This is a genomic window from Streptomyces toxytricini (assembly GCF_014649915.1).
Lineage (GTDB): Bacteria > Actinomycetota > Actinomycetes > Streptomycetales > Streptomycetaceae > Streptomyces > Streptomyces toxytricini.
Genome location: NZ_BMTY01000004.1, coordinates 258226 through 279944 on the forward strand (window position 1 = coordinate 258226; position 21719 = coordinate 279944).

17 protein-coding genes are annotated in these 21719 nt (G+C 73.5%); 14 read left to right on the top strand and 3 right to left on the bottom strand.

The window, feature by feature from the left end; translation table 11 throughout:
- Window positions 1-184: 184 nt before the first annotated feature.
- From IE170_RS07055 to galE, 6 genes are all read left to right on the top strand, one after another.
- On the top strand, window positions 185-4246 hold the full coding sequence (locus IE170_RS07055) for an Rne/Rng family ribonuclease (protein ID WP_189808412.1): 4062 nt from the start codon (window positions 185-187) through the stop codon (window positions 4244-4246).
- A 315-nt stretch (window positions 4247-4561) separates the two neighbouring features.
- Window positions 4562-4882: a 50S ribosomal protein L21 gene (gene rplU, locus IE170_RS07060; RefSeq protein ID WP_114057537.1), complete on the top strand. Its 321-nt coding sequence runs from the start codon at window positions 4562-4564 to the stop codon at window positions 4880-4882.
- A gap of 14 nt (window positions 4883-4896) precedes the next feature.
- The gene (rpmA, locus tag IE170_RS07065) at window positions 4897-5151 is read left to right on the top strand and encodes a 50S ribosomal protein L27 (protein WP_008738950.1); all 255 of its coding nucleotides are present in this window, start codon (window positions 4897-4899) and stop codon (window positions 5149-5151) included.
- Between the two features lie 166 nt (window positions 5152-5317).
- Window positions 5318-6763 carry a GTPase ObgE gene (gene obgE / locus IE170_RS07070; RefSeq protein ID WP_189808413.1) on the top strand — a complete coding sequence of 482 codons (1446 nt, stop codon included), beginning with the start codon at window positions 5318-5320 and terminating at the stop codon, window positions 6761-6763.
- 78 nt (window positions 6764-6841) lie between these two features.
- A complete protein-coding gene (locus IE170_RS07075; RefSeq protein ID WP_189808414.1) occupies window positions 6842-8464 on the top strand; it encodes a glycosyltransferase family 2 protein in 1623 nt (540 codons plus the stop codon).
- A gap of 60 nt (window positions 8465-8524) precedes the next feature.
- Entirely contained in the window at window positions 8525-9526 is a 1002-nt protein-coding gene (gene galE, locus IE170_RS07080; protein WP_189808415.1) for a UDP-glucose 4-epimerase GalE, read from the top strand.
- An 87-nt stretch (window positions 9527-9613) separates the two neighbouring features.
- Here galE and IE170_RS07085 read toward each other — a convergent pair whose 3' ends face one another.
- Both IE170_RS07085 and IE170_RS07090 read right to left on the bottom strand, forming a co-directional pair.
- Window positions 9614-10807: a glycosyltransferase gene (locus tag IE170_RS07085; RefSeq protein ID WP_189808416.1), complete on the bottom strand. Its 1194-nt coding sequence runs from the start codon at window positions 10805-10807 to the stop codon at window positions 9614-9616.
- Window positions 10804-13683, bottom strand: coding sequence for a bifunctional glycosyltransferase/CDP-glycerol:glycerophosphate glycerophosphotransferase (locus tag IE170_RS07090; RefSeq protein WP_189808417.1), 2880 nt, complete (start codon window positions 13681-13683; stop codon window positions 10804-10806). The genes IE170_RS07085 and IE170_RS07090 overlap by 4 nt, the downstream gene beginning before the upstream one ends.
- Before the next feature lie 159 nt (window positions 13684-13842).
- On the opposite strand from IE170_RS07090, the gene IE170_RS07095 reads away from it, so the two are divergent.
- From IE170_RS07095 to IE170_RS07125, 7 genes are all read left to right on the top strand, one after another.
- Window positions 13843-14895, top strand: a complete 1053-nt coding sequence (locus IE170_RS07095; protein ID WP_189808418.1) for a glycosyltransferase family 2 protein — start codon at window positions 13843-13845, stop codon at window positions 14893-14895.
- On the top strand, window positions 14892-15317 hold the full coding sequence (locus IE170_RS07100; protein ID WP_189808419.1) for a GtrA family protein: 426 nt from the start codon (window positions 14892-14894) through the stop codon (window positions 15315-15317). Before IE170_RS07095 ends, IE170_RS07100 begins: the two co-directional genes overlap by 4 nt.
- Window positions 15318-15443: 126 nt before the next feature.
- Entirely contained in the window at window positions 15444-16571 is a 1128-nt protein-coding gene (gene proB / locus IE170_RS07105) for a glutamate 5-kinase (protein WP_189808420.1), read from the top strand.
- Between the two features lie 44 nt (window positions 16572-16615).
- Window positions 16616-17050, top strand: coding sequence for a DUF8830 family protein (locus IE170_RS07110; RefSeq protein WP_189808421.1), 435 nt, complete (start codon window positions 16616-16618; stop codon window positions 17048-17050).
- Between the two features lie 159 nt (window positions 17051-17209).
- A complete protein-coding gene (locus IE170_RS07115) occupies window positions 17210-18487 on the top strand; it encodes a glutamate-5-semialdehyde dehydrogenase (protein WP_189808422.1) in 1278 nt (425 codons plus the stop codon).
- A 77-nt stretch (window positions 18488-18564) separates the two neighbouring features.
- Window positions 18565-19116, top strand: coding sequence for an SCO2584 family spore wall biosynthesis protein (locus IE170_RS07120; protein WP_229884620.1), 552 nt, complete (start codon window positions 18565-18567; stop codon window positions 19114-19116).
- A gap of 67 nt (window positions 19117-19183) precedes the next feature.
- Complete coding sequence (locus IE170_RS07125) at window positions 19184-20329, top strand: SCO2583 family membrane protein (protein ID WP_189808423.1); 1146 nt, start codon at window positions 19184-19186, stop codon at window positions 20327-20329.
- Here the strand turns inward: IE170_RS07125 and IE170_RS07130 are convergent.
- Window positions 20313-21410 (bottom strand): M48 family metallopeptidase, encoded by a 1098-nt coding sequence (locus IE170_RS07130; RefSeq protein WP_189808424.1) that lies wholly within the window; start codon window positions 21408-21410, stop codon window positions 20313-20315. The two genes, IE170_RS07125 and IE170_RS07130, sit on opposite strands and share 17 nt — an antisense overlap.
- 139 nt (window positions 21411-21549) lie before the next feature.
- Here IE170_RS07130 and IE170_RS07135 point away from each other — a divergent pair, with 139 nt between their 5' ends.
- Window positions 21550-21717 carry a hypothetical protein gene (locus tag IE170_RS07135; RefSeq protein ID WP_185902613.1) on the top strand — a complete coding sequence of 56 codons (168 nt, stop codon included), beginning with the start codon at window positions 21550-21552 and terminating at the stop codon, window positions 21715-21717.
- Window positions 21718-21719 lie beyond the last annotated feature (2 nt).

Below are 21719 nucleotides of genomic sequence, written 5' to 3' on the forward strand. Positions count from 1 at the left end.
CGCGCATCGACCTGAAGACTTCCGCCAGGCCGTACGGACAAAGCGTACGGAACCGGCGGCCATGGACTACAGCTCCCGTGAGGCGAACGCGCCCCGGAGGCCGGCTCCGCGCCGACACGCGCGGAGCCGAGCCGGACCGGATGTCAGCCGCGGAGCCCGGGAGCGTGACGGGAGAACCGCCCGCATGCTCGACAACGAGAACAACAACACCGCCGCCGGCACCGACAACGGCAGCCCGAGCGACAACCTGCCGCCTCGCAGGCGCCGCCGCGCGGCGTCGCGTCCCGCCGGCCCGCCCGGTGCGACCGCCGCCGCCTCCGCACCTGCCGCCGAAGCGGTCGAGGCCGCGCCGGCCGCCCCCGCCGCCGAGGCCGCACCCGCCGCCCCGCCGCGGCCCCGCCGCCGCGCCACCCGCGCCGCCTCCGCCCCTGCCGCCGAGGCCGCCACCGTCGTGGAGGCGCCTGCCGCTGCCGCCGTGGAGGCTCCGGCCGCCGTCGAGGACGCTGCCGCTCCGGCTCCGCGGACGCGCCGTCGCGCCACCCGTGCCACCGCCGCCCCGGCTGCCGAGGCCGCCGCCGTGGTCGAGACTCCCGCTGCCGCCGTGGAGGCTCCGGCCGCCGTCGAGGAGGCTGCCGCTCCCGCTCCGCGGACCCGCCGCCGTGCCACCCGCGCGACCTCCGCCCCGGCTGCCGAGGCCGCTGCCGTGTCCCCGGCTGCCGAGGCCGCCGCCGTGTCCGTCGAGGCGCCCGCTGCCGCGGTCGAGGAGGCTGCCGCCCCGGCTCCGCGGACCCGCCGCCGTGCCACCCGCGCGACCTCCGCCCCGGCTGCCGAAGCCGCCGCCGCGGTCGAGGCGCCCGCCGCCGTCGAGGCGCCCGCCGCGTCCGTCGAGGCGCCCGCCGCCGTCGAGGAGGCCGCCGCCCCGGCTCCGCGGACCCGCCGCCGTGCCACCCGCGCCGCCTCCGCCCCGGCTGCCGAGGCCGCTGCCGCGTCCGTCGAAGCGCCCGCCGCCGAGCCCGTCGCGCAGGAGGCCCCCAAGGCCACCGTCACCGTGGCCGACGCCGTCGACGCGCCCAAGCGCGGCCGCCGCCGCGCCACCCGCGCCGCCGCCACGGCCGCCCCAGCGCCCGCCGCCGAGAGCCCGGCCGCCGCCCCCGCCGCTCAGCCCGCGTCCGAGGAGCCCGCCGCCCCGGCGCGCTCCCGCCGGGCCGCGCGCCCCGCCGTGCCCGTGTTCCAGGCGCCGGTCTTCACCGAGCCGATGTTCCAGACCCCGGAGACCGCCGCCCTCGCGGCCGCCGCTGCCGCCGCCGAGGCCCGGGCCGAGGAAGCCGAAGAGGACGAGGAGGAGGCCGAGGCCGAGGCCGAGGCCGTCCAGGCCCCCGCCGCGCAGCCGTCCGGCCGCCGCCGCCGGCGCAGCCGCGGTGCCGTCGAGGTCCCCGCCGCCGAGGCCCCGGCCGCGCCCGAGCCCGCCGACGAGGAGCCCGAGGCCGAGGCCGCCGACCTCGACGAGGACGAGGCCGACGACTCCGACGAGCGCCCGTCCCGCCGCCGCCGCCGCGGTGGCCGCCGCCGCCGCCGCGGCGAGGCCTCCGAGCTCGACGAGGCCGCCGAGGACGAGGCCGAGGCCGCCGACCAGGAGGCCGAGACCGAGGAGGACGAGGAAGAGGCCGACGAGGCCGGCGCCCTCGGCAGCACCTCCAGCCGCCGTCGCCGCCGTCGCCGCCGCCGCAGCGGTGACGCCGCCGCGGACGCCGACGCCGCCGACGAGGACGGCGTACGCACCGTCGTCAAGGTCCGCGAGCCGCGCCCCGCCCGCGAGAAGCCCGAGTCCGACGAGGTCCAGTCCATCAAGGGCTCGACCCGCCTGGAGGCCAAGAAGCAGCGCCGCCGCGAGGGCCGCGAGCAGGGCCGCCGCCGCGTGCCGATCATCACGGAGGCCGAGTTCCTGGCGCGCCGCGAGGCCGTCGAGCGCGTCATGGTCGTCCGCCAGAACGGCGACCGCACGCAGATCGGCGTCCTCGAGGACAACGTGCTCGTCGAGCACTACGTCAACAAGGAAGAGGCCACCTCGTACGTCGGCAACGTCTACCTGGGCAAGGTCCAGAACGTGCTGCCGTCCATGGAGGCCGCCTTCATCGACATCGGCAAGGGCCGCAACGCCGTCCTGTACGCAGGCGAGGTCAACTTCGAGGCGCTCGGCATGGCCAACGGGCCGCGCCGCATCGAGACCGCCCTCAAGTCCGGCCAGTCCGTGCTGGTCCAGGTCACCAAGGACCCGATCGGCCACAAGGGCGCCCGCCTGACCAGCCAGGTCTCGCTGCCCGGCCGCTACCTGGTCTACGTGCCCGAGGGCTCGATGACCGGCATCAGCCGCAAGCTGCCCGACACCGAGCGCGCCCGCCTGAAGACCATCCTCAAGAAGATCGTCCCCGAGGACGCCGGCGTCATCGTGCGCACGGCCGCCGAAGGCGCGAGCGAGGACGAGCTGCGCCGCGACGTCGAGCGCCTCCAGGCGCAGTGGGAGGAGATCCAGAAGAAGTCGAAGCAGATCACGACGTCGTCGCCGAGCCTGCTGTACGGCGAGCCGGACATGACCGTCCGCGTCGTCCGCGACATCTTCAACGAGGACTTCTCGAAGGTCATCGTCAGCGGCGACAGCGCCTGGGAGACCATCCACGGCTACGTCTCGCACGTCGCCCCCGACCTGGCCGACCGCCTGCAGCGCTGGACGTCCGAGGTCGACGTCTTCGCCACGTACCGGATCGACGAGCAGCTCGCCAAGGCGCTCGACCGCAAGGTGTGGCTGCCCTCCGGCGGCTCCCTCGTGATCGACAAGACCGAGGCGATGGTCGTCATCGACGTCAACACCGGCAAGTTCACCGGCCAGGGCGGCAACCTCGAGGAGACCGTCACCCGGAACAACCTGGAGGCGGCCGAGGAGATCGTGCGCCAGCTGCGGCTGCGCGACCTCGGCGGCATCGTCGTCATCGACTTCATCGACATGGTCCTGGAGTCGAACCGCGACCTGGTCCTGCGGCGCATGCTGGAGTGCCTGGGCCGTGACCGTACGAAGCACCAGGTCGCCGAGGTGACCTCGCTCGGCCTGGTCCAGATGACCCGCAAGCGGGTCGGCCAGGGCCTGCTGGAGTCCTTCTCCGAGACCTGCGTCCACTGCAACGGGCGCGGCGTGATCGTCCACATGGACGCGGCGTCCGCGGCCGGCGGCAACGGCGGCAAGCGTGCCAAGCGGCGCGGCGGCCGGGGCCACGAGCACGACCACGAGGTCGAGGCCGTGGAGGCCGCCGGTACGGTCGCCGTGGCCGAGCCGGAGGCGGAGACCGAGGCCGAGGTGGCCGCCGAGGCGGCCGCGCCGGTCGCGCTGCCCGAGCCGGCGTTCGCCCCCGACGAGGAGCTGTACAGCAGCGCCGCCGAGGCGGAGGCCGCGGCCGGCATCAGCAGCCGCCGCAACCGGCGCCGTGCCACGCGCAAGGCGACCGCCGCCGCGGGCGCCCCGCGCGCTGCGGCCGCTCCCGCTGCGGCGCCTGCGGTCGAGGCCGCGCCGGCGCCGGTGGTCGAGGTGGAGGCCGAGCCGGTCACCGCGCCCGCCGACACGGTTCTGGAGCCGGCCGCGGAGGCCGTCGCCGAGGCCGTGGCCGCGTCGGAGACGGTCGAGGCCGAGCCGAACGGCCGGACGCGCCGCCGCGCCACCCGCAAGGCGACCGCCCCGGCGGCCGCGGCCCCGCAGCCGGCCGCCGAGCCGCAGCCCGAGCCGGCCGCCGAGCTGCAGCCGGAGCCGCAGCCCGAGCCGGCCGCCGCAGCAGAGCCGGAGCCGCAGCCCGAGCCGCAGCCGGAGCCCGCTCCGGCCGAGGCCGAGGCCCCCGCGGCCGCACCGGCCCGTCCCCGGCGCCGCGCCGTCCGCAAGGCCACCTCGCCCGCCGGCTCGCCGGCCGGCGCGGAGGCGGCGGTGGTCGTCGTCGAGACGGCCCCGTCGGAGCCCGCCCCGGCGGCCGCTGCCGAGCCCGAGTCCCAGGCCCCGGCGGAAGAGACGGCCCCGGCCAAGAAGACGGCCCGCAAGACGGCCGCCAAGAAGGCCCCGGCGAAGAAGGCCGCCGCGAAGAAGACGACGACGGCCAAGAAGACCGCCGCCAAGAAGACGGCGACGGCAGCGAAGAAGACGACGGCGAAGAAGGCGACCAAGAAGACCGCGGCGGCGGAGCAGACCGCTCTCGCCACCGACACGGACGCCTGACCCGCCCGGGTCGCACGAACAACGGACCGCCCCGGCCCCGCACCCCGCGGGACCGGGGCGGTCCCGTACCCGCGGAAGGAGACGGCCCGCGGGCGCCGTGCCCGGGGAGCTGCGCCGGGCACCCGCCGCCGCAGCGGGACCCGGTTTGACCTCTTAAACCCGGGACCGTAACCTTGACCGTCGGCGTGTCTACGTGCGCGCCAGCCACTGAGCACCTCACCTCCCGGGCCGCTGCGCGGTCCGGGGGAGGCCGGTCCGCGTTCTGCGGGAGACGGCTGGCTTCAGGGGTTCCCATCGAGCGAGAGAGAGATCCGCGTGTACGCCATCGTGCGCAGCGGTGGTCGCCAGCACAAGGTTGCTGTCGGCGACATCGTTGAGGTTGACAAGATTTCCACTGCCAAGGCTGGCGACACGGTCGAGCTCTCGACCCTGCTCGTTGTCGACGGCGACGCCGTGACCAGCGACCCGTGGGTCCTGGCGGGCATCAAGGTCCAGGCCGAGGTCGTGGACCACACCAAGGGCGCCAAGATCGACATCCTGCGCTACAAGAACAAGACCGGCTACCGCCGTCGCCAGGGTCACCGTCAGCAGTACACGGCGATCAAGGTCACGTCCATCCCGTCGGCCGCGAAGTAAAGAGGGACTGAGCAATGGCACACAAGAAGGGCGCATCGTCCACCCGGAACGGTCGCGACTCCAATGCCCAGCGGCTCGGCGTGAAGCGCTTCGGCGGTCAGGTCGTTTCCGCTGGTGAGATCCTCGTCCGCCAGCGCGGCACGCACTTCCACCCGGGCGCCGGTGTCGGCCGTGGTGGCGACGACACGCTGTTCGCCCTGCAGGCCGGCGCGGTGCAGTTCGGCACCCACCGTGGCCGCAAGGTCGTGAACATCGTTCCGGCCGCCTGATCCAGCTCCTGCTGATCAAGCGTTCGTAACTTACCGAGGGCGGATCCCAGCTCTTCCCGGCAGGCGCCGGGAAGAGAGGTCCGCCCTCGGCGCGTTTGCACGTACACACGTTTAATGGGACAGCAAGGCCTGTCCGGGACATCCCGTCTGTATCTGGAGGAACACCATGACCACCTTCGTGGACCGCGTCGAGCTGCATGTCGCCGCGGGTAACGGAGGCCACGGCTGCGCCTCCGTGCACCGGGAGAAGTTCAAGCCGCTCGGCGGCCCCGACGGCGGCAACGGCGGGCGCGGCGGCGACGTCGTCCTCGTCGTGGACCAGTCGGTGACGACGCTGCTGGACTACCACCACAGCCCGCACCGCAAGGCCACCAACGGCAAGCCCGGCGAGGGCGGCAACCGCTCCGGCAAGGACGGCCAGGACCTCGTCCTGCCCGTTCCGGACGGCACGGTCGTCCTCGACAAGCAGGGCAACGTCCTCGCCGACCTCGTCGGCCAGGGCACCACGTACGTCGCCGCCGAGGGCGGCCGCGGCGGCCTCGGCAACGCGGCGCTCGCCTCCGCCCGCCGCAAGGCTCCCGGCTTCGCGCTCCTCGGCGTGCCCGGCGCCGCCGGCGACATCGTCCTGGAGCTGAAGACCGTCGCGGACGTGGCCCTCGTCGGCTTCCCGAGCGCCGGCAAGTCCTCGCTGATCTCGGTGCTCTCCGCCGCCAAGCCGAAGATCGCCGACTACCCGTTCACCACGCTCGTCCCGAACCTGGGCGTCGTCACCGCCGGCTCGACCGTGTACACGATCGCCGACGTCCCCGGCCTCATCCCGGGCGCCAGCCAGGGCAAGGGCCTGGGCCTTGAGTTCCTGCGGCACGTCGAGCGCTGCTCCGTCCTGGTGCACGTCCTGGACACGGCCACGCTGGAGTCCGACCGCGATCCGGTCTCCGACCTCGACGTCATCGAGGAGGAGCTCAAGCAGTACGGCGGCGGCCTGGAGAACCGGCCGCGCCTCGTCGTCCTCAACAAGGTCGACATCCCGGACGGCAAGGACCTGGCCGACATGATCCGGCCCGACCTGGAGGCCCGCGGCTACAAGGTCTTCGAGGTGTCCGCGGTCGCCCGCACCGGCCTGAAGGAGCTCTCCTACTTCCTTGCGGAGGTCGTCGCGAAGGCGCGCGCCCGCAAGCCGAAGCAGGAGGCGACCCGCATCGTCATCCGTCCGAAGGCCGTCGACGAGACCGGCTTCACCGTCACCTTCGACGAGGCGGAGGGCGTCTACCGGGTGCGCGGCGAGAAGCCGGAGCGCTGGGTCCGCCAGACCGACTTCAACAACGACGAGGCCGTCGGCTACCTCGCCGACCGCCTCAACCGCCTCGGTGTCGAGGACGAGCTGCTGAAGGTCGGCGCCCGCGCCGGCGACGGCGTCGCCATCGGCTCCGACGAGAACGCGGTCGTCTTCGACTGGGAGCCGTCCATGATGGCCGGCGCCGAGATGCTGGGCCGCCGCGGTGAGGACCACCGCATGGAGGCTCCGCGTCCGGCCGCGCAGCGCCGCAAGGAGCGCGACGCCCGCCGTGGCGACTCCGCGCAGAACGAATACGACGAATTCCGTCCGTTCTGACCTGAATCATGCGGTCGACGGGCGCATCGGGCGGCGGAGTTGAAGGGATGTTTACCCGGGTCGCCTAGGATCCACGGGGTGAGCAGCACCCACCCCCCCAGTGTCTCCGTCGTCGTGATCGCCTACAACGACGCCGGGCTCGTGGGCGAAGCCGTCACCTCGGCTCTCGCCCAGGGCCCGGTCGTGGCCGAGGTCATCGCCGTCAACGACGCCTCGGCCGACGGCACCGCGGAGGTGCTGGACGGCCTGGCCGCCGTCCACCCGCGCCTGAAGGTCGTCCACCGCACCGAGAACAGCGGCGGCTGCGGCACCCCCCGCAACGACGGGATCGCCGCCGCAACCTCGCCGTACGTGCTGTTCCTCGACAGCGACGACGTCCTGCCGCCCGGCGCGGCCGAGGCCCTCGTCAGCGCCGCCGAGGAGCACCGCGCGCCGGTGGCCGTCGGTGCCTGCGTGCGCAGGGAGCTGCCCCAGCACCACGACACGCCCTGGGTGCCGGGCCTGTACCGGCACGGCGAGGTCGTCGACCGGCCGGCCGACCGGCCCGAGCTGGTCCGCGACACCCTCTGCGTCAACAAGCTGTACGAGCGCTCCTTCCTGGAGAAGCACGGCATCCGCTTCCCCGACGGCCGGTTCACCTACGAGGACTTCGTCTTCACCGCCCGCGTCCTCGCCGCAGCCCCCCGCATCGCGGTCGTCGGGGACCTCGTCTACGTGTGGCACGTCCGCCGCGGCGCCGCCCAGGTGTCGATCTCCCTGGACCGCAAGGACGTCTCCAACTGGCGCTCCCGCATCGAGGCCCACCGCACCGCCGCCCGGATCCTCGCCGAGGCGTCCCCGGAGCTCGGCCTCGCCAGCCAGGTGAAGTTCCTGGAGTACGACCTGCGCATGTACCTGCGCGAACTCGGCAGCGACCCCGGTTACCGGGCCGACTGGTGGGCCCTGACGCGCGACTACCTGGCAGGGTTCGACGAGGCCGCCGTCGAGGCCGCCGGGGCGCACGCCCGCTGGATCGTCCGCGTCCTGCGCGCCGCCGACGCCCCGCCCGCCGACCTGGAGCGGCTGACCCGCTTCGCCGCCGAACCGCCGCGGCTGCTGCCCCCGTACGCAACCGGCCCCGGCGGCCGGCCCGTGTGGAGCGACGCCCTCCCCGTCGAGCTGAACGGACTGGAGGAGCTGCCCCCCGCCGCACTGCCCGTCACCGTCGAGGCGGGCGCCGGCGCCGGCGCCGCCGGGCTGCGGATCCGGGTGCACGACCTGTACGGGCGGCTCGCCGAGGCCGGGCCGCGCACCGTCCGGCTGCGGTTCGTGCCGCGCTCCGGCGGCGAGCCCCTCCTCGACCGGCCGGTCGACCTGCGCCCCACCGCCGACGGCGGCGGCTGGACCTGCGACGTCCCCTTCCCGCTGACCGCGGTCGCCTCCGCCGGGCGCCGGCAGGGCCGCCGCGGCATGCAGGCCTGGGGCGTCGAGATCGACGTCGCCTTCGCAGACGGCACCGTCCTGGCGACCGCGCCGCGCCCCCTCGACGCGCTGCTGCGCCGCAGGGCGCTGCTCAGCAGCAGGTACGGTGTGCTGCTGGCGCAGCCGTACCGCACCGCCGGGGGTTCCCTGGCCCTGCGGCTCGCGCCGGGAGCCGCGGGCGCGCTGAGCTTCGTACGCAACCGCCTCCACCGGGCCCGCGCGGGCCGCGCGGCGGGATGACGCGGGCGGCGGCCCCGAAGGCCGCCGCCCGGACCCACGGAATGCACTCGGGAGAAACGCATGACTTTTCTGATCACCGGCGGCGCCGGCTACATCGGCTCGCACGTCGTCCGCGCGATGCTGCTCGCGGGTGAGCAGGTCGTCGTCCTCGACGACCTGTCCACCGGCAACGAGGACCGCGTCCCGGAGGGCGTCCCGCTGGTGATCGGCTCGGTCCTGGACCGCCTCGTCCTCGACGAGGTGATCCGCAAGCACAAGATCACCGGCGTGGTGCACCTGGCCGGCAAGAAGCAGGTCGGCGAGTCCGTCGAGAAGCCGCTGTACTACTACCACGAGAACGTGGAGGGCCTGCAGGTCCTGCTCGGCGCGGTCGCCGCGGCCGGCGTCCGGAACGTCCTGTTCTCCTCCTCCGCCTCCGTGTACGGCATGCCGGACGTGGACCTCGTCACCGAGGAGACCCCGTGCGCGCCGCTGAGCCCGTACGGCGAGACCAAGCTGGCCGGCGAATGGCTGATCCGCGCGGCCGGCCGGGCGCACGGCATCGCGACGGCCTGCCTGCGCTACTTCAACGTGGCGGGCGCGGCCACCCCGGAGCTCGCCGACACCGGCGTGTTCAACCTCGTCCCGATGGTCTTCGAGCGCTTCGACAAGGGCGAGGGCGCCCGCATCTTCGGTGACGACTACCCCACCCCGGACGGCACCTGCATCCGCGACTACATCCACGTCGAGGACCTGGCCGAGGCGCACGTCGCCGCGGCCCGGAAGCTGCGCGAATGGGCGGACGCGGGCGAGTACCGCGACCTGACGGTCAACATCGGCCGCGGCGAGGGCGTCTCCGTGCGCGAGATGGCCACCCTGCTCAACGAGGGCACGGGCCACTCCTACGAGCCGGTCGTCGTGCCGCGCCGCCCCGGCGACCCGGCGAAGGTCGTCGCCTCCGCCGACCGCATCCACGCCGAGCTGGGCTGGAAGGCGAAGCACGACGTCCGCGACATGATCACCTCGGCGTGGGCGGGCTGGGAGGCCAACCGCGGCAAGGCCGGGCACACGTCGGAGCGCTGAGGGACCACCCGTCCCGGCCCGTGACACGGCGGAGCCGCCCGCCCCGGTCCTCCGGGGCGGGCGGCTCCGTCAGCCGGCAGGGCGCGGTCAGCGCTCCAGGAACGCGAACAGCCGCTCCCACCGGTCGGTGATCTCGGCGGCGGAGTAGCGCCGCACCTCCCGGAAGGCCCGGTCGCCGAGGCGGTCGCGCAGCTCCCGGTCCGTCATCAGCGCGTCCAGGTGCCCGGCCAGCTCCATCGTGTTGCCCAGCCGCGCCAGCAGCCCGTCCTCACCGTGCTCGACGATCTCGCGCACGCCGGGCGCGCAGTCGAACGCGACGACCGGCAGCCCCGCGGCCATCGCCTCCAGCAGGGTGATCGGGAAGCCCTCGGCGCGCGAGGCCTGCGCGAACACCGAGGCCCCGCGCAGCGCGCCCAGCACGTCGTCGGTGCTTCCCGCCCACTCCACGGAGCCGGACACCCCGAGGGAGGCTGCGTGCTCCCGCAGCCGCGCCTCCTCGACGCCCGCGCCGTGGATCCGCAGGATCCAGTCCGGGTGCAGGGGAGCCGCCTCCGCCCAGGCGTCGAGCAGCAGGTCCACGCCCTTCTCGAAGGCGAGGCGGCCCACGCTCACGACGACCTTCTCCGAGCGCGGAGCGGGGGAGTCCGGCATGAACGGCAGCGGGTTCGGCATGCTGGAGACGTTCTCCATGCCGGCCCGGATCCACAGGTCCGCGTCCTCCGGGGTGAGCACCAGCAGCCGGTCGACGTCGCGGTAGTGGCGGCGGACCCGCTCGCCGCGGGTCGACTTCTGGCTGGCCTCGAACGACTCGTGGCTCATGCCGATGACGGACAGCCCCTTGGTGTCGGCGAGCGCGACCCACTCCATCGCCCACACCTGCGTGACGATCACGACGCCGCCGGGGCGGGCCTCCCGCAGCAGGGTGCTCAGCTGCTCCGCCTTCTGCTGCATCAGCGCCCGCCGGGCTGCCTGGCGGCGCCTTTCGGGCGCGTTCAGCCGGCCCTTGATGCCGCGCAGGCGGCGGGCCTGCGGCGGGTGGGCGTCGTACAGGGTGGTCACCGCGTACGGCAGGTCCTGCGGCAGCCTCTGCCGGAGCTCCTCGGCGACGGGCGCGATGCCGACGAGGTGCACGCGGTGGCCGCGGTCGGTGAAGAGCCGGGCCATCTGGTGCGACCAGGTCGTCACCCCGCCGATCTCGTCGACGCTGTTGGAGACGATGAAGACGTCGCGGCCGCCGCGCTGTTCGAGGTCCGCTGCGGTCCCGGCGGTCTGCTGGCTCACTTTCCGCTCCTGGTGAAGAACTTCTCGACGATCCGGCGGGCTGCGTCGCCGCGGTCGTACTCGCCGAACTCGGTGAGGAAGCGCTGGCGCGCCTCCGCGTACTTGGCGTCCGCCTCGTCGAAGGCGGCGACGGCCTGGAAGAGCTCCTCGGGCGTGGCCACGACCGGGCCGGGGGCCTTCTCCTTCAGGTCGAAGTACGTGCCGCGGATGTCGCCCGCGTAGCTGTCGTAGTCGTACGCGAAGAACAGCATCGGCCGGTCCAGGACCGCGTAGTCGAACATCACGGACGAGTAGTCGGTGATCAGCCCGTCCGCGAGGGCCAGCAGCGGGGTGATGTCGTGGTGCCGGGACACGTCGACGACGCGGCCCGCGACCGACGGCGGCAGGGAGACGCTGTTGAGGTAGTGCGTGCGCACCAGCAGGGTGAAGCGGTCGCCGAGGCGGTCCGCGAACTCCTCCACGTCGAAGGGGAACGCGAACCCCTCGACGGCGCCCTCCGCGTTGGCCCGGAAGGTCGGCGCGTACAGCAGCACCCGCTTGTCCGGGTCGATGCCCAGCTCGGCGGCGAGCGGACCGCGGACCCGCTCCCCGCTCTGCGCCTCGGCGCGGTGCGCCTCCACGAGGGCGTCGTTGCGCGGGTAGCCGGCGCGCAGCAGGACCTCGTCGCGCAGGCGGAAGCCCTTGGCGAGGGTGCGGACGTCGTGCTCGGAGCGGACGAGGAAGTGGTCGAAGCGGTCCACGGCCGCCTGGAAGCGGTCCTGGGCGGCGCGGCCCTGCGCCTTGGTGCGCGGCTCGTGGAAGCCCATCCGCTTGAGGGCCGAGCCGTGCCAGGTCTGGATGTAGGTGGTGCCCTCGCGCTTGGCCAGGGCGAGGGGGAAGCCCTGGTTGTCGATCCAGAACTCGGCCTGGGCGAGCGCGCGCAGGTACTGCCAGCTCCAGCGCTTGACCAGGGTGGCCTCCTTCGGGAAGCCGGTCGGCTTGGCGCCCGCGTAGGACCAGACCGCCTCGAAGGGGACGCCCTGGCGGACCATCTCCTCGTAGATCGCCTTGGGGCTGTCGCTGTACTGCTTGCCCATGTGGCTCTCGAAGACGACGAGGCCCTTCTTGACGGGCAGCTTCGAGAAGACCTCGTGGTAGACGCGGACCTTCTGCTCGCCCGAGCCGAGGTTCCGGCGGGCGCGCAGGGCCTTGCGCAGGCCGCGCTTGACGACGCCGGCGGCCTTGCCGTGCATGGCGCCGGTGATGAGGGCCTGGGTGCGGACGGCGGCGGGGCCCTCGGCGGTCAGGACGTAGGAGAGGTTGCCCTTCTTGGTGACCTCGGGCTCGAAGCGGTCGGAGACGAGCCGGGTCAGGCGGGGGCGGACCCGCAGGCGGGCCGCCGCGTCGAGGTCGAGGCCGGCGGTGGAGACGCGGGTGACGATGCGCTCACCGCCGGCGTCGAGGCGCAGGCGGACGTCCCAGACGGCGTCGACGATGCCGAGGGGGCGCACGGTGCCGGCGATGTCGGCGGTGGCGGTCCACTCGATCGTGTCACCGGCGTGTCGGACGGTTGCCGCCGGGAAGCTGAAGGAGCGGACGCCGATCTGCCGGCGGGCGCGCAGCTCCAGCACCGCGGAGAGCTTCGCGTCGGGGCCGATGCGGCGCAGCGGGTTCACGATCGATCCGGAGAGGGTGACGGTGCCGCGGCCGTCGTCCTCGTAGGAGGTGAGGCGGTTGCCGAGGGTGAGGCCCGTGAGCGGGGTGGTGTGGAAGCCCTGCCCGGTGACGTCCAGTATCCGGCGGGCCTCGGTGTCGGCCGGGTCGTCGATGTGGTCCGCGCACCAGTAGACGCGGCCGTCGCGCTCGGCGAGGGGTGAGGTCAGCCGGCCCTTGTTGACCATGGCGTCGGCGGCCGGGAGGAGGTTGTCCCAGTCCTCCTTGCCCAGCAGGTAGGCGCAGATCGCCTGGAGGTGGGTGACGTGCTCGTACGCGGCGGGGTCGATGGTGGCCAGGTAGCCGTTGGCCAGGCGGGCGAACTCCTGCCGGTAGGCGTCGCCGAGCAGCGGCAGGTCGCGCAGGTGCAGCACGAGGTCGTGCTTGAGGAACTTGGCGTCCTTCGCGGTCTTGATGTCGGTGTAGCCCTTGGAGGCCAGCAGCTCGTCGACCCGGCGGTGGATCTCCATGCGGTGCACGAAGTTGGCGATCTCGTGGCGCCGGTTGCTGATCGACTTCGAGGCGGCCTTCTCGACCACGTTCCAGCGGTAGACCTGGTTCGGGATCAGGGTGATGCGGCGGGCGGCGACGTACGCCTGCGCGGAGAACAGCAGGTCCTCGTAGTGGATGCCGACGGGGAACTCCAGGCCCTGCTCCAGCAGGAAGGAGCGCCGGTAGCACTTGTTCGTCGACAGCGTGTCGTAGACCAGCAGGTCGGGGAACTCGGTGATCGACTCCAGGGTGCGGGTGCGGGAGTAGATCCAGGGGTACCACTCGGTGGTCTTGCCCCAGCGGTTGTCGAGGTGCACGCGCACGCACATGCCGGAGACCAGGTCGGATCCGGTCCGCTCGGCCGCGTCCAGCATGTTGCGGCAGGCGTTCCGCTCCAGCACGTCGTCGCTGTCGAGGAACATCACGTACGTGCCGGCGGCCTGCCGGATGCCGTGGTTGCGGGGGGCTCCGCAGCCGCCGCTGTTCTCGGGCAGCCGGAAGGCGCGGACCCGGCCGGGGTGGGCGGCTTCGAGCTCCTGTGCGACCGCGTACGACCGGTCCTTGCTGCAGTCGTCGACGATCACGACTTCGACCCCGTGCAGCGTCTGGTCCAAAACCGACCGGACGGCTGTCGGCAGACGCTCTTCGTCGTTGTAGACGATGACGACCACGGAGACGTCAGGCACGTGCACCTCGATCCCTTCGTTCCATTCCGCTTAACCCGTCAAAGCTACCGTGTGCCGCAGGGATCTCAGGCAGGCCGACCCTCGGCGTGCATACTTTTGAGGAAAGGCGAGTGGCTGGTCCGGTGGTCGTCCCATCACCCGTTCGGACCCCCGCAGGAAGTGTTCATGACGAAGCTGTCCGTAGTGGTTCCCTGCTACAACGAAGAAGCCGTGATCGACAGCTTCGACCGGGAGATCCGCAGAGTGCTGGACTCCCTGACGGTCGAGTACGAGGTCTGCTACGTCGACGACGGCAGCCGCGACGGCACCCTCGGCAAACTCCGCAAGATCGCGGCCGAATACGCGGACCGCACCCGCTACGTCTCCTTCAGCCGGAACTTCGGCAAGGAGGCCGGCATGCTCGCCGGCCTGCGCGAGGCCTCCGGCGACGCCGTCGTGATCATGGACGCGGACCTCCAGCACCCGCCGGAGCTCATCGCCACCATGCTCGACTACCACCGGCAGGGCCACGACCAGATCATCGCCCGCCGCACACGCGAGGGCGACAAGAAGCTCCGCTCCGCCCTCAGCCGCCTCTACTACCGCGGCGTCAACCGCTGGGTGGACGTCGAACTCACGGACGGTGTGGGCGACTTCCGGATGCTCTCGCGGTCCGCCGTCGACGCGCTGCTGTCGCTGCCGGAGTACAACCGCTTCTCCAAGGGCCTGTTCTCCTGGATCGGCTTCGACACCGTCCACTTCGACTACCGCAACGCCCGCCGGGAGGCCGGCGAGACCAAGTGGAAGTTCGGCTCCCTGCTGAACTACGCCATGGACGGGCTGATCTCCTTCAACAACCGGCCCCTGCGCATCGGCATCTGGGCGGGCGCGTCGCTCGTGGCGCTGACCGCCGTGTACGCCCTGTGGGTGGCGGCCGCGGCCATGACGCGCGGGGTGGACGCGCCCGGCTACGTCACCCTCGTCGCGATCATCGTGGGCATCGGCGGCGTACAGATGGTCATGCTGGGGCTGATCGGCGAGTACATCGGGCGCATCTACTACGAGACCAAGCGCCGCCCCCACTTCCTGGTGAAGGAGTCCCACGGCGCCGACGTCCGGCCGCGCCCGGCCGCTGCCGCCGCGGCCGCCGCGGTGCTGCGCGCCGAGCGCGAGCGCGGCGGACCCGCGGCGGCCGGACCGGCGCCCGTCACCGCGGACGGGGAGGTGCCCCGGACGTGAAGGAGCAGCTCGGCCAGGTCTTCCGCTTCGCGCTCGTCGGCGCCGTCAACACCGGCACCTTCTTCGGCATCTACCTGCTGCTGCACCCGTGGATGCCGTACTTCCTCGCCTACACCCTGGCCTTCCTGCTGGCGATGGTCGGCTCGTTCTTCATGAACACCTACTTCACCTACCGGACCCGGCCGACCTGGAAGAAGTTCCTCCTCTTCCCGCTGACGAACGTCACCAACTACGTGATCCAGTCGGCGGGCCTCTACGCCCTCGTGGCCTGGGCGGGGATGGACACCCGGATCGCCCCCCTCGTCGCGGCCGTCGCCGCCATCCCCTTCACCTTCCTGCTCTCCCGGAAGATCCTCGTCCCCGGCGGCAGCGCCGCCGCCGGGCAGCGGGAGCCGGCCGGCAGCTGCCCCGGGCCCCGCTGACGCCGCGGACCGCGGCGCGGCCGGAGGCCGCCGTCCACCCTCCGAAACCCCGGAGCGGCGGCCTCCGGGCACCCCGTAGATTGAGATGACAGACGTACCGGCAAGGCGAGGGGCAAGGGGACACACGTGTCAGCGGCAAGGCAGGGCGTCGTCGACGCCCGCAGGATCGTGGTCAAGGTCGGCTCCTCCTCCCTGACCACCGCGGCCGGCGGACTGGACGCCGACCGGGTGGACGCACTGGTCGACGTACTGGCCAAGGCCCGCAGCGGCGGCGAGAAGGAGATCGTCCTCGTCTCCAGCGGCGCCATCGCCGCCGGCCTCGCCCCGCTCGGCCTGCGCCGCCGCCCCACCGACCTCGCCCGGCAGCAGGCCGCCGCCAGCGTCGGCCAGGGCCTCCTCGTCGCCCGCTACACCGCCTCATTCGCCCGCTACGGCGTCCGCGTCGGACAGGTCCTGCTCACCACCGACGACACCAGCCGGCGCGCGCACTACCGCAACGCCTACCGCACGCTCGACCAGCTCCTCGCGATGGGCGCCCTGCCGGTCGTCAACGAGAACGACACCGTCGCCACGGACGAGATCCGCTTCGGCGACAACGACCGCCTCGCCGCGCTCGTCGCCCACCTCGTCCGCGCCGACCTGCTCGTCCTCCTCTCCGACGTCGACGGCCTCTACGACGGCGACCCCTCGCTGCCCGGCACCAGCCGCATCGAGGAGGTCCGCGGCCCGCAGGACATCGCGCACGTCTCCATCGGCAGCGCCGGCAAGGCCGGCGTGGGCACCGGCGGCATGGTCACCAAGGTCGAGGCCGCGCGGATCGCCGCCGCAGCGGGCATCCCCGTCGTCCTCACCTCCGCCAGCCACGCCGCCGACGCGCTCGCCGGCCGAGAGACCGGCACCCACTTCCACGCCACCGGCCGCCGCTCCGCCGACCGGCTGCTCTGGCTCCAGCACGCCTCCACGCCCCAGGGGCACCTCGTCCTCGACGAGGGCGCCGTACGCGCCGTCACCGAGCGCGGCAGCTCCCTGCTGCCCGCCGGCATCGCCGCCGTCGAGGGCGACTTCACCGCAGGCGACCCGGTCGAGCTGCGGGCGCCCGACGGGCGGGCCGTCGCGCGCGGCCTCGTCAACTTCGACGCGAAGGAACTGCCGCGGCTCCTCGGCCGCTCGACCCGCGAACTTGCCCGGGAACTCGGTCCCGAGTACGAGCGCGAGGTCATCCACAGGGACGATCTGGTCCTGCTGCAGGGCTGAGGTTCGGCAAAACAGCCGCGCGGCGGCCCGCGGGCTGGTCAACTGTGAAAGGCCCGACAACGCGTGGTGCAGACAGGAGGCGGCTGGTGAGACGAGCGCTGACCAGCATCAACGGCGGCGGGGACGAGCCGGCCGAGGCCTCCCGCCTCTGGCACGTCACCCTGAGCGTCTCCGGCAAGCCGGCGCCGCTGTCCGAGGTGCGGCGCGGCCTGGAGCAGCTGGCCCACGACCACCCCTTCCTGCTGACCAGCAGATACGCCGACGACCACGCCGAGATCCGGTACTGGGAGGAGGCCCGCGACCTCCACGACGCGGCGGCCGTCGCCCTGCGGCTGTGGGGCGAGCACCGCTCCACGGCCCGGCTCCCCCCGTGGGAGATCGTCGGCCTGGAGGTCATCGACCGGGCGACCTACCACCTCCGCGTCGCGGAGGGCTACGGGCCGCCGCCCGCGCACCCGGTGGGCGTCCATCCGTACTGAGCCCACCGCCCGCCGCCCCCGCCCGCCGCCCGCCGCACGGGCCTGGGCGGCGGCGGGTGCACGGCTTTCGGGTGCGGGCGGGCCGGCCTCCTGGGCCCCGCGTCTCGCGGGGTGGGAAGGCCGGCCGGGCGGGCCGCGCCGGGGACTACCCTGGGCGGCATGACCTCGCTCGATGCCACGACCTCGCCCGTCCTCGCCGCCGCACGCCGCGCCCGCACCGCCGCCGCGGCCGTCGCCCCGCTCCCGCGGTCCGCCAAGGACACCGCGCTCCTGGCCGTTGCGGACGCCCTGGAGGCCCGTACCGCCGAGATCACCGCCGCGAACGCCGTCGACACCGACAAGGCGCGCGCCGCCGGCACCAGCGAGACCGTCATCGACCGCCTCACCCTCACCCCGGAGCGGATCCGCGCCATCGCCTCCGACGTCCGCGACGTCGCCGCCCTCCCCGACCCCGTCGGTGAGGTCGTCCGCGGCTCCACCCTCCCCAACGGCATCGACCTGCGGCAGATCCGCGTCCCCCTCGGCGTCGTCGGCATCATCTACGAGGCCCGCCCCAACGTCACCGTCGACGCCGCCGCGCTCTGCCTCAAGTCCGGCAACGCCGTCCTGCTGCGCGGCAGCTCCTCCGCCTACGCCTCCAACACCGCGCTCGTCGCCATCCTCCGCGACGCCGTGGAGTCCGCCGGCCTGCCCGCCGACGCGGTCCAGCTCGTCCCCGGCGAGTCCCGCGACTCCGTCCGCGAGCTGATGCGCGCCCGCGGGCTCGTCGACGTCCTCATCCCGCGCGGCGGCGCCTCCCTCATCAAGACCGTCGTGGAGGAGTCCACCGTCCCGGTCATCGAGACCGGGACCGGCAACTGCCACGTCTACGTCGACGCGCAGGCCGACCTCGACACGGCCGTGGAGATCCTCGTCAACTCCAAGGCGCAGCGCCCCTCCGTCTGCAACGCCGCCGAGACCCTCCTCGTCCACCGCGACATCGCCGACGCCTTCCTGCCGCGCGCCCTCGACGCCCTCGCCGACGCCGGCGTCACCGTCCACGGCGACGCGCGGGTGCTCGCCGCCGCCGAGGACTCGAAGGTCACCGCCGTGGCCGCCACCGACGAAGACTGGGCTGCCGAGTACCTCTCCTACGACATCGCCGCCGGCGTCGTCGACTCCCTCGACGCCGCCGTCGACCACATCCGCCGCTGGACCTCCGGGCACACCGAGGCGATCGTCACCACCTCGCAGGCCGCCGCCCGCCGCTTCACCCAGCTGGTCGACTCCACCACCGTCGCCGTGAACGCCTCCACCCGGTTTACGGACGGCGGCCAGTTCGGCTTCGGCGCCGAGATCGGCATCTCCACCCAGAAGCTGCACGCACGGGGCCCGATGGGCCTGCCCGAGCTGACCTCCACCAAGTACATCGTCACCGGCGACGGCCACGTGCGGTAACCGTCCGGTGGACACGGGGTGGCCGGATTTCCGCGGACACCCTGCCCAAACCCGCCCCCCAGGTCTACGCTGGTCCCGTGCCGGACGACGTGGGGGGCAGGTACCCGGACGACGGGGAGCCCGACGACGACCGCGGAGGCGTTGAGTTCGACTTCGCCGCCGTGGTGCTCGACGAGGACTTCGTCCGGAGCGCGGAGATCCACGAACCCAGCGCCGCCGAGCGGCAGCGGGCCGCCGACCGCGCCCGCGCCGAGGCTGAGGCCGCGCGGGCCGTCGCGGGCGGCTGGACCTCCGACGACGACCACGACGGGTACGGCTACGGCCGCCCCGGCGGCTACGGCATCGACGAGCCCGGCTGGGAGCACCATTACGCCCACGGCTACCCCGAAGGGCCCTATGGCGCCTACGGCGGCAGCCTCCGCCCCTACCGGGGCCGCTCCCCGTGGCTCCGGCCCGTCGCCTGGGTCCTCGCCTTCGTGATGGGCCTCGGCATGGTCGCGCTCGCCTTCAGCGCCGTCTACCGCAGCGCCGCCGGCGGCTCCGAGCCCGCCCCGGCCCCCTCCAGCACGCCGCTGAGGGAAGTCACCGGCGCCGGGGCGTTTATGGAACCCGTCGGCCGCCAACCCTGAAGGTACGGCCCCGATCCGTCCACGCGGGCAGGGGGCTTCTCTGAACCGGTGACAGCGGGGAGAAGCAATGGCCGCGCCGGCAGATCCACCCGACGGACCCCCCGACGGCATCGGCGGGGGCGACGACGAGCTCCGCCCGGACGAGTACCGGTCGGTGGTGTTCGACGAGGACTTCGTCCGCGCTGCCCGCCTCCAGGAGTTCTCCGCCCAGGAGCGGATGGGCGAGCACGCGCGGGCCGTCCGCAGCCGCTCCATCTGGTCCGGCGGCGGTCCGGCCAAGCCCCGGACCGGTACCCCGGGCCGCGCCGCCCGCCAGGGCATGGTGCTTGTCCTGCTCATCGCGGTGGCCTTCGCCGCAGCCGTGTACATGGGCCTGAGCAACCCCGCCGCGCCCCGGGCACAGATCAGGACCGAGCCGCTGACCAGCACCGTCGTCCCGCTGGCCCCGGCGGCCGCGGTGCCCGGGGGGCAGCCCGCCGACCTGTTCCGGCAGGGCCCGGCCGCCGAATACCGCATCGGGGCGGCCGGGATCACCATGCCGGCCGTCCGGCGCACCGCGCACTTCACCGACGGGCAGGTCGTCACCGCCCTGTCCCTCGCGAAGGACTACCTCGTGCAGTCCTCCCTCGACCCGGACGTCCTCGCGGGCACCGCCACCCGGTCGGTACGGGTGCTGCTCGACCCGGACCAGTTGGAGCAGTTCGACCGCAGCATGGCCTCGCCCTCCGGCGACGGGCGGCACGCCGCCACCGGCTGGCTCGTCCGCTTCGACCGGGGCACCGCCGCCGTCGCCGACCCGAGGGTCCGCGTCCAGGGCACGCTCGCCTTCGAGGAGGTCTCCGCGGACGTCCTGGAGGTCACCACCGACCACACCTTCGTGTACGCCGTACGGCCCGCCGCGGCGGGGCAGCCGGCCTCCGGCGAGGCCTCCCTCTTCACGGTCCGCCGCGAACTGCGCTTCCGCTTCGACCTGGAGGACCTCGCCGCCCGGCGGACGGAACTGGTGTCGGCCTACGTGCTGGCCGGACCGCAGGCCTGCTCCGCCGACCCGGCCGGCGCCTTCCGCCCGCTCCCGGCCGGCACCGGACCCACCACGGTGGGCCCGGCCGCGAGCGACCCGTACGCCGCGGGCAGGCCCCGGCGCACCGCCGGCCTGTGCGGCGTACTGGCGCCGGCCGAGCCGGCGGCGCCGCCCGTCAGCCCCGCCCCGTAGCACCCCCGGCCTCGCCGCCCGCCGCGCCCGCCGGACCGGAAGCCGCCCCGGAGCCGCCGGCGGCGCCGGTGAACTTGTCCCGCAGCCGGCCGCCCAGGTCGGCCGTCCCGCCCGCGATGTCGCCGACCAGCTTCATCAGCGGATCCCGGCTCGTGCGCACCGAGTCCGCGTAGTGGGCGGCCGACTGCCGGAAGGAGTCCGTCACCGAGGCGTCCTTGTCCTCGTCGCGCCGCGGGTAGTGGCCGTCCATGATCCGCTGGTAGTCCCGGCTCTGGGACCACTTCTTCAGCTCGGCCGCCCGCACCGTGGTGAAGGGGTGCGTCCGCGGCAGCATGTTGAGGATCTTCAGGACGGAGTCCCGCAGGTCGCCGCTCGATTCGTACTCCTCCGCCTGGGCGAGGAAGGCGTCCACGTTCATCTCGTGCAGGTGGTTGCCGCCCGCGATCTTCATCAGGCCGCGCATCGAGGCGTTCACGTCCTGCCCGACCAGCAGGCCCGCCCGGTCCGCCGACAGCTCCGACTTGCGGAACCACTCCCGCAGCGCCGTCACGATGGCGGAGATCGCCACCGTCCCCAGCGGGATCCACGCCACCTTCAGCGCGAGGTTCGTCAGGAACAGCAGCACCGTGCGGTACACCGAGTGGCCCGACAGCGCGTGCCCCACCTCGTGGCCCACGACCGCCCGCATCTCCTCCTCGTCCAGGAGCTCCACCAGGGCCGTCGTCACCACGATGATCGGCTCGTCCAGCCCGATGCACATGGCGTTCGGCTTCGGGTCCTGCTGGACGTACATCTGAGGGACCTTCTCAAGGTCAAGGATGTAGCAGGCGTCCCGGAGCATCTCGTGCAGGTGCGGGAACTGCGTCTCGCCCACCCGCACCGAGTCCGACAGGAACAGCAGCCGCAGGCTCCGCTCCGGCAGCAGGCCGCTCAGCGCCTTGAACACCGTGTCGAAGCCGCTCAGCTTCCGGAGCGCCACCAGGGCGGACCGGTCCGCCGGGTGCTCGTACGCCCGCGACGAAATGCCCTCGAACCTCCTGCGGTCGCGCGCCGGCACCTTCTCGAAAACCGTCCCGCTCATGACGCCTCCCCCTCGATCGGACCTGGATGCACGTGCGTCTATCCTCTCCAACGCCTGAGTCGGCGTGAGCGTGCCCAGGCCCCCGCATACGATGTGAGCGAGATCTCCGCCCGCTCCCCGACTCGATAGGTACCCCCTGATGAGCCTCACTTCAACCGCCCACTCCCTGGTTCTCCTCGCCTCGGAGGGGGCCGAGCAGCACGGCGGCAACCACGACAGCCTCAACCCGTACGTCACCGGCGGCGCCGCGCTCCTCATCCTGCTCCTGATGCTCTGGGTCACCACGCGCCTGAACCGCGACCGCTGAAC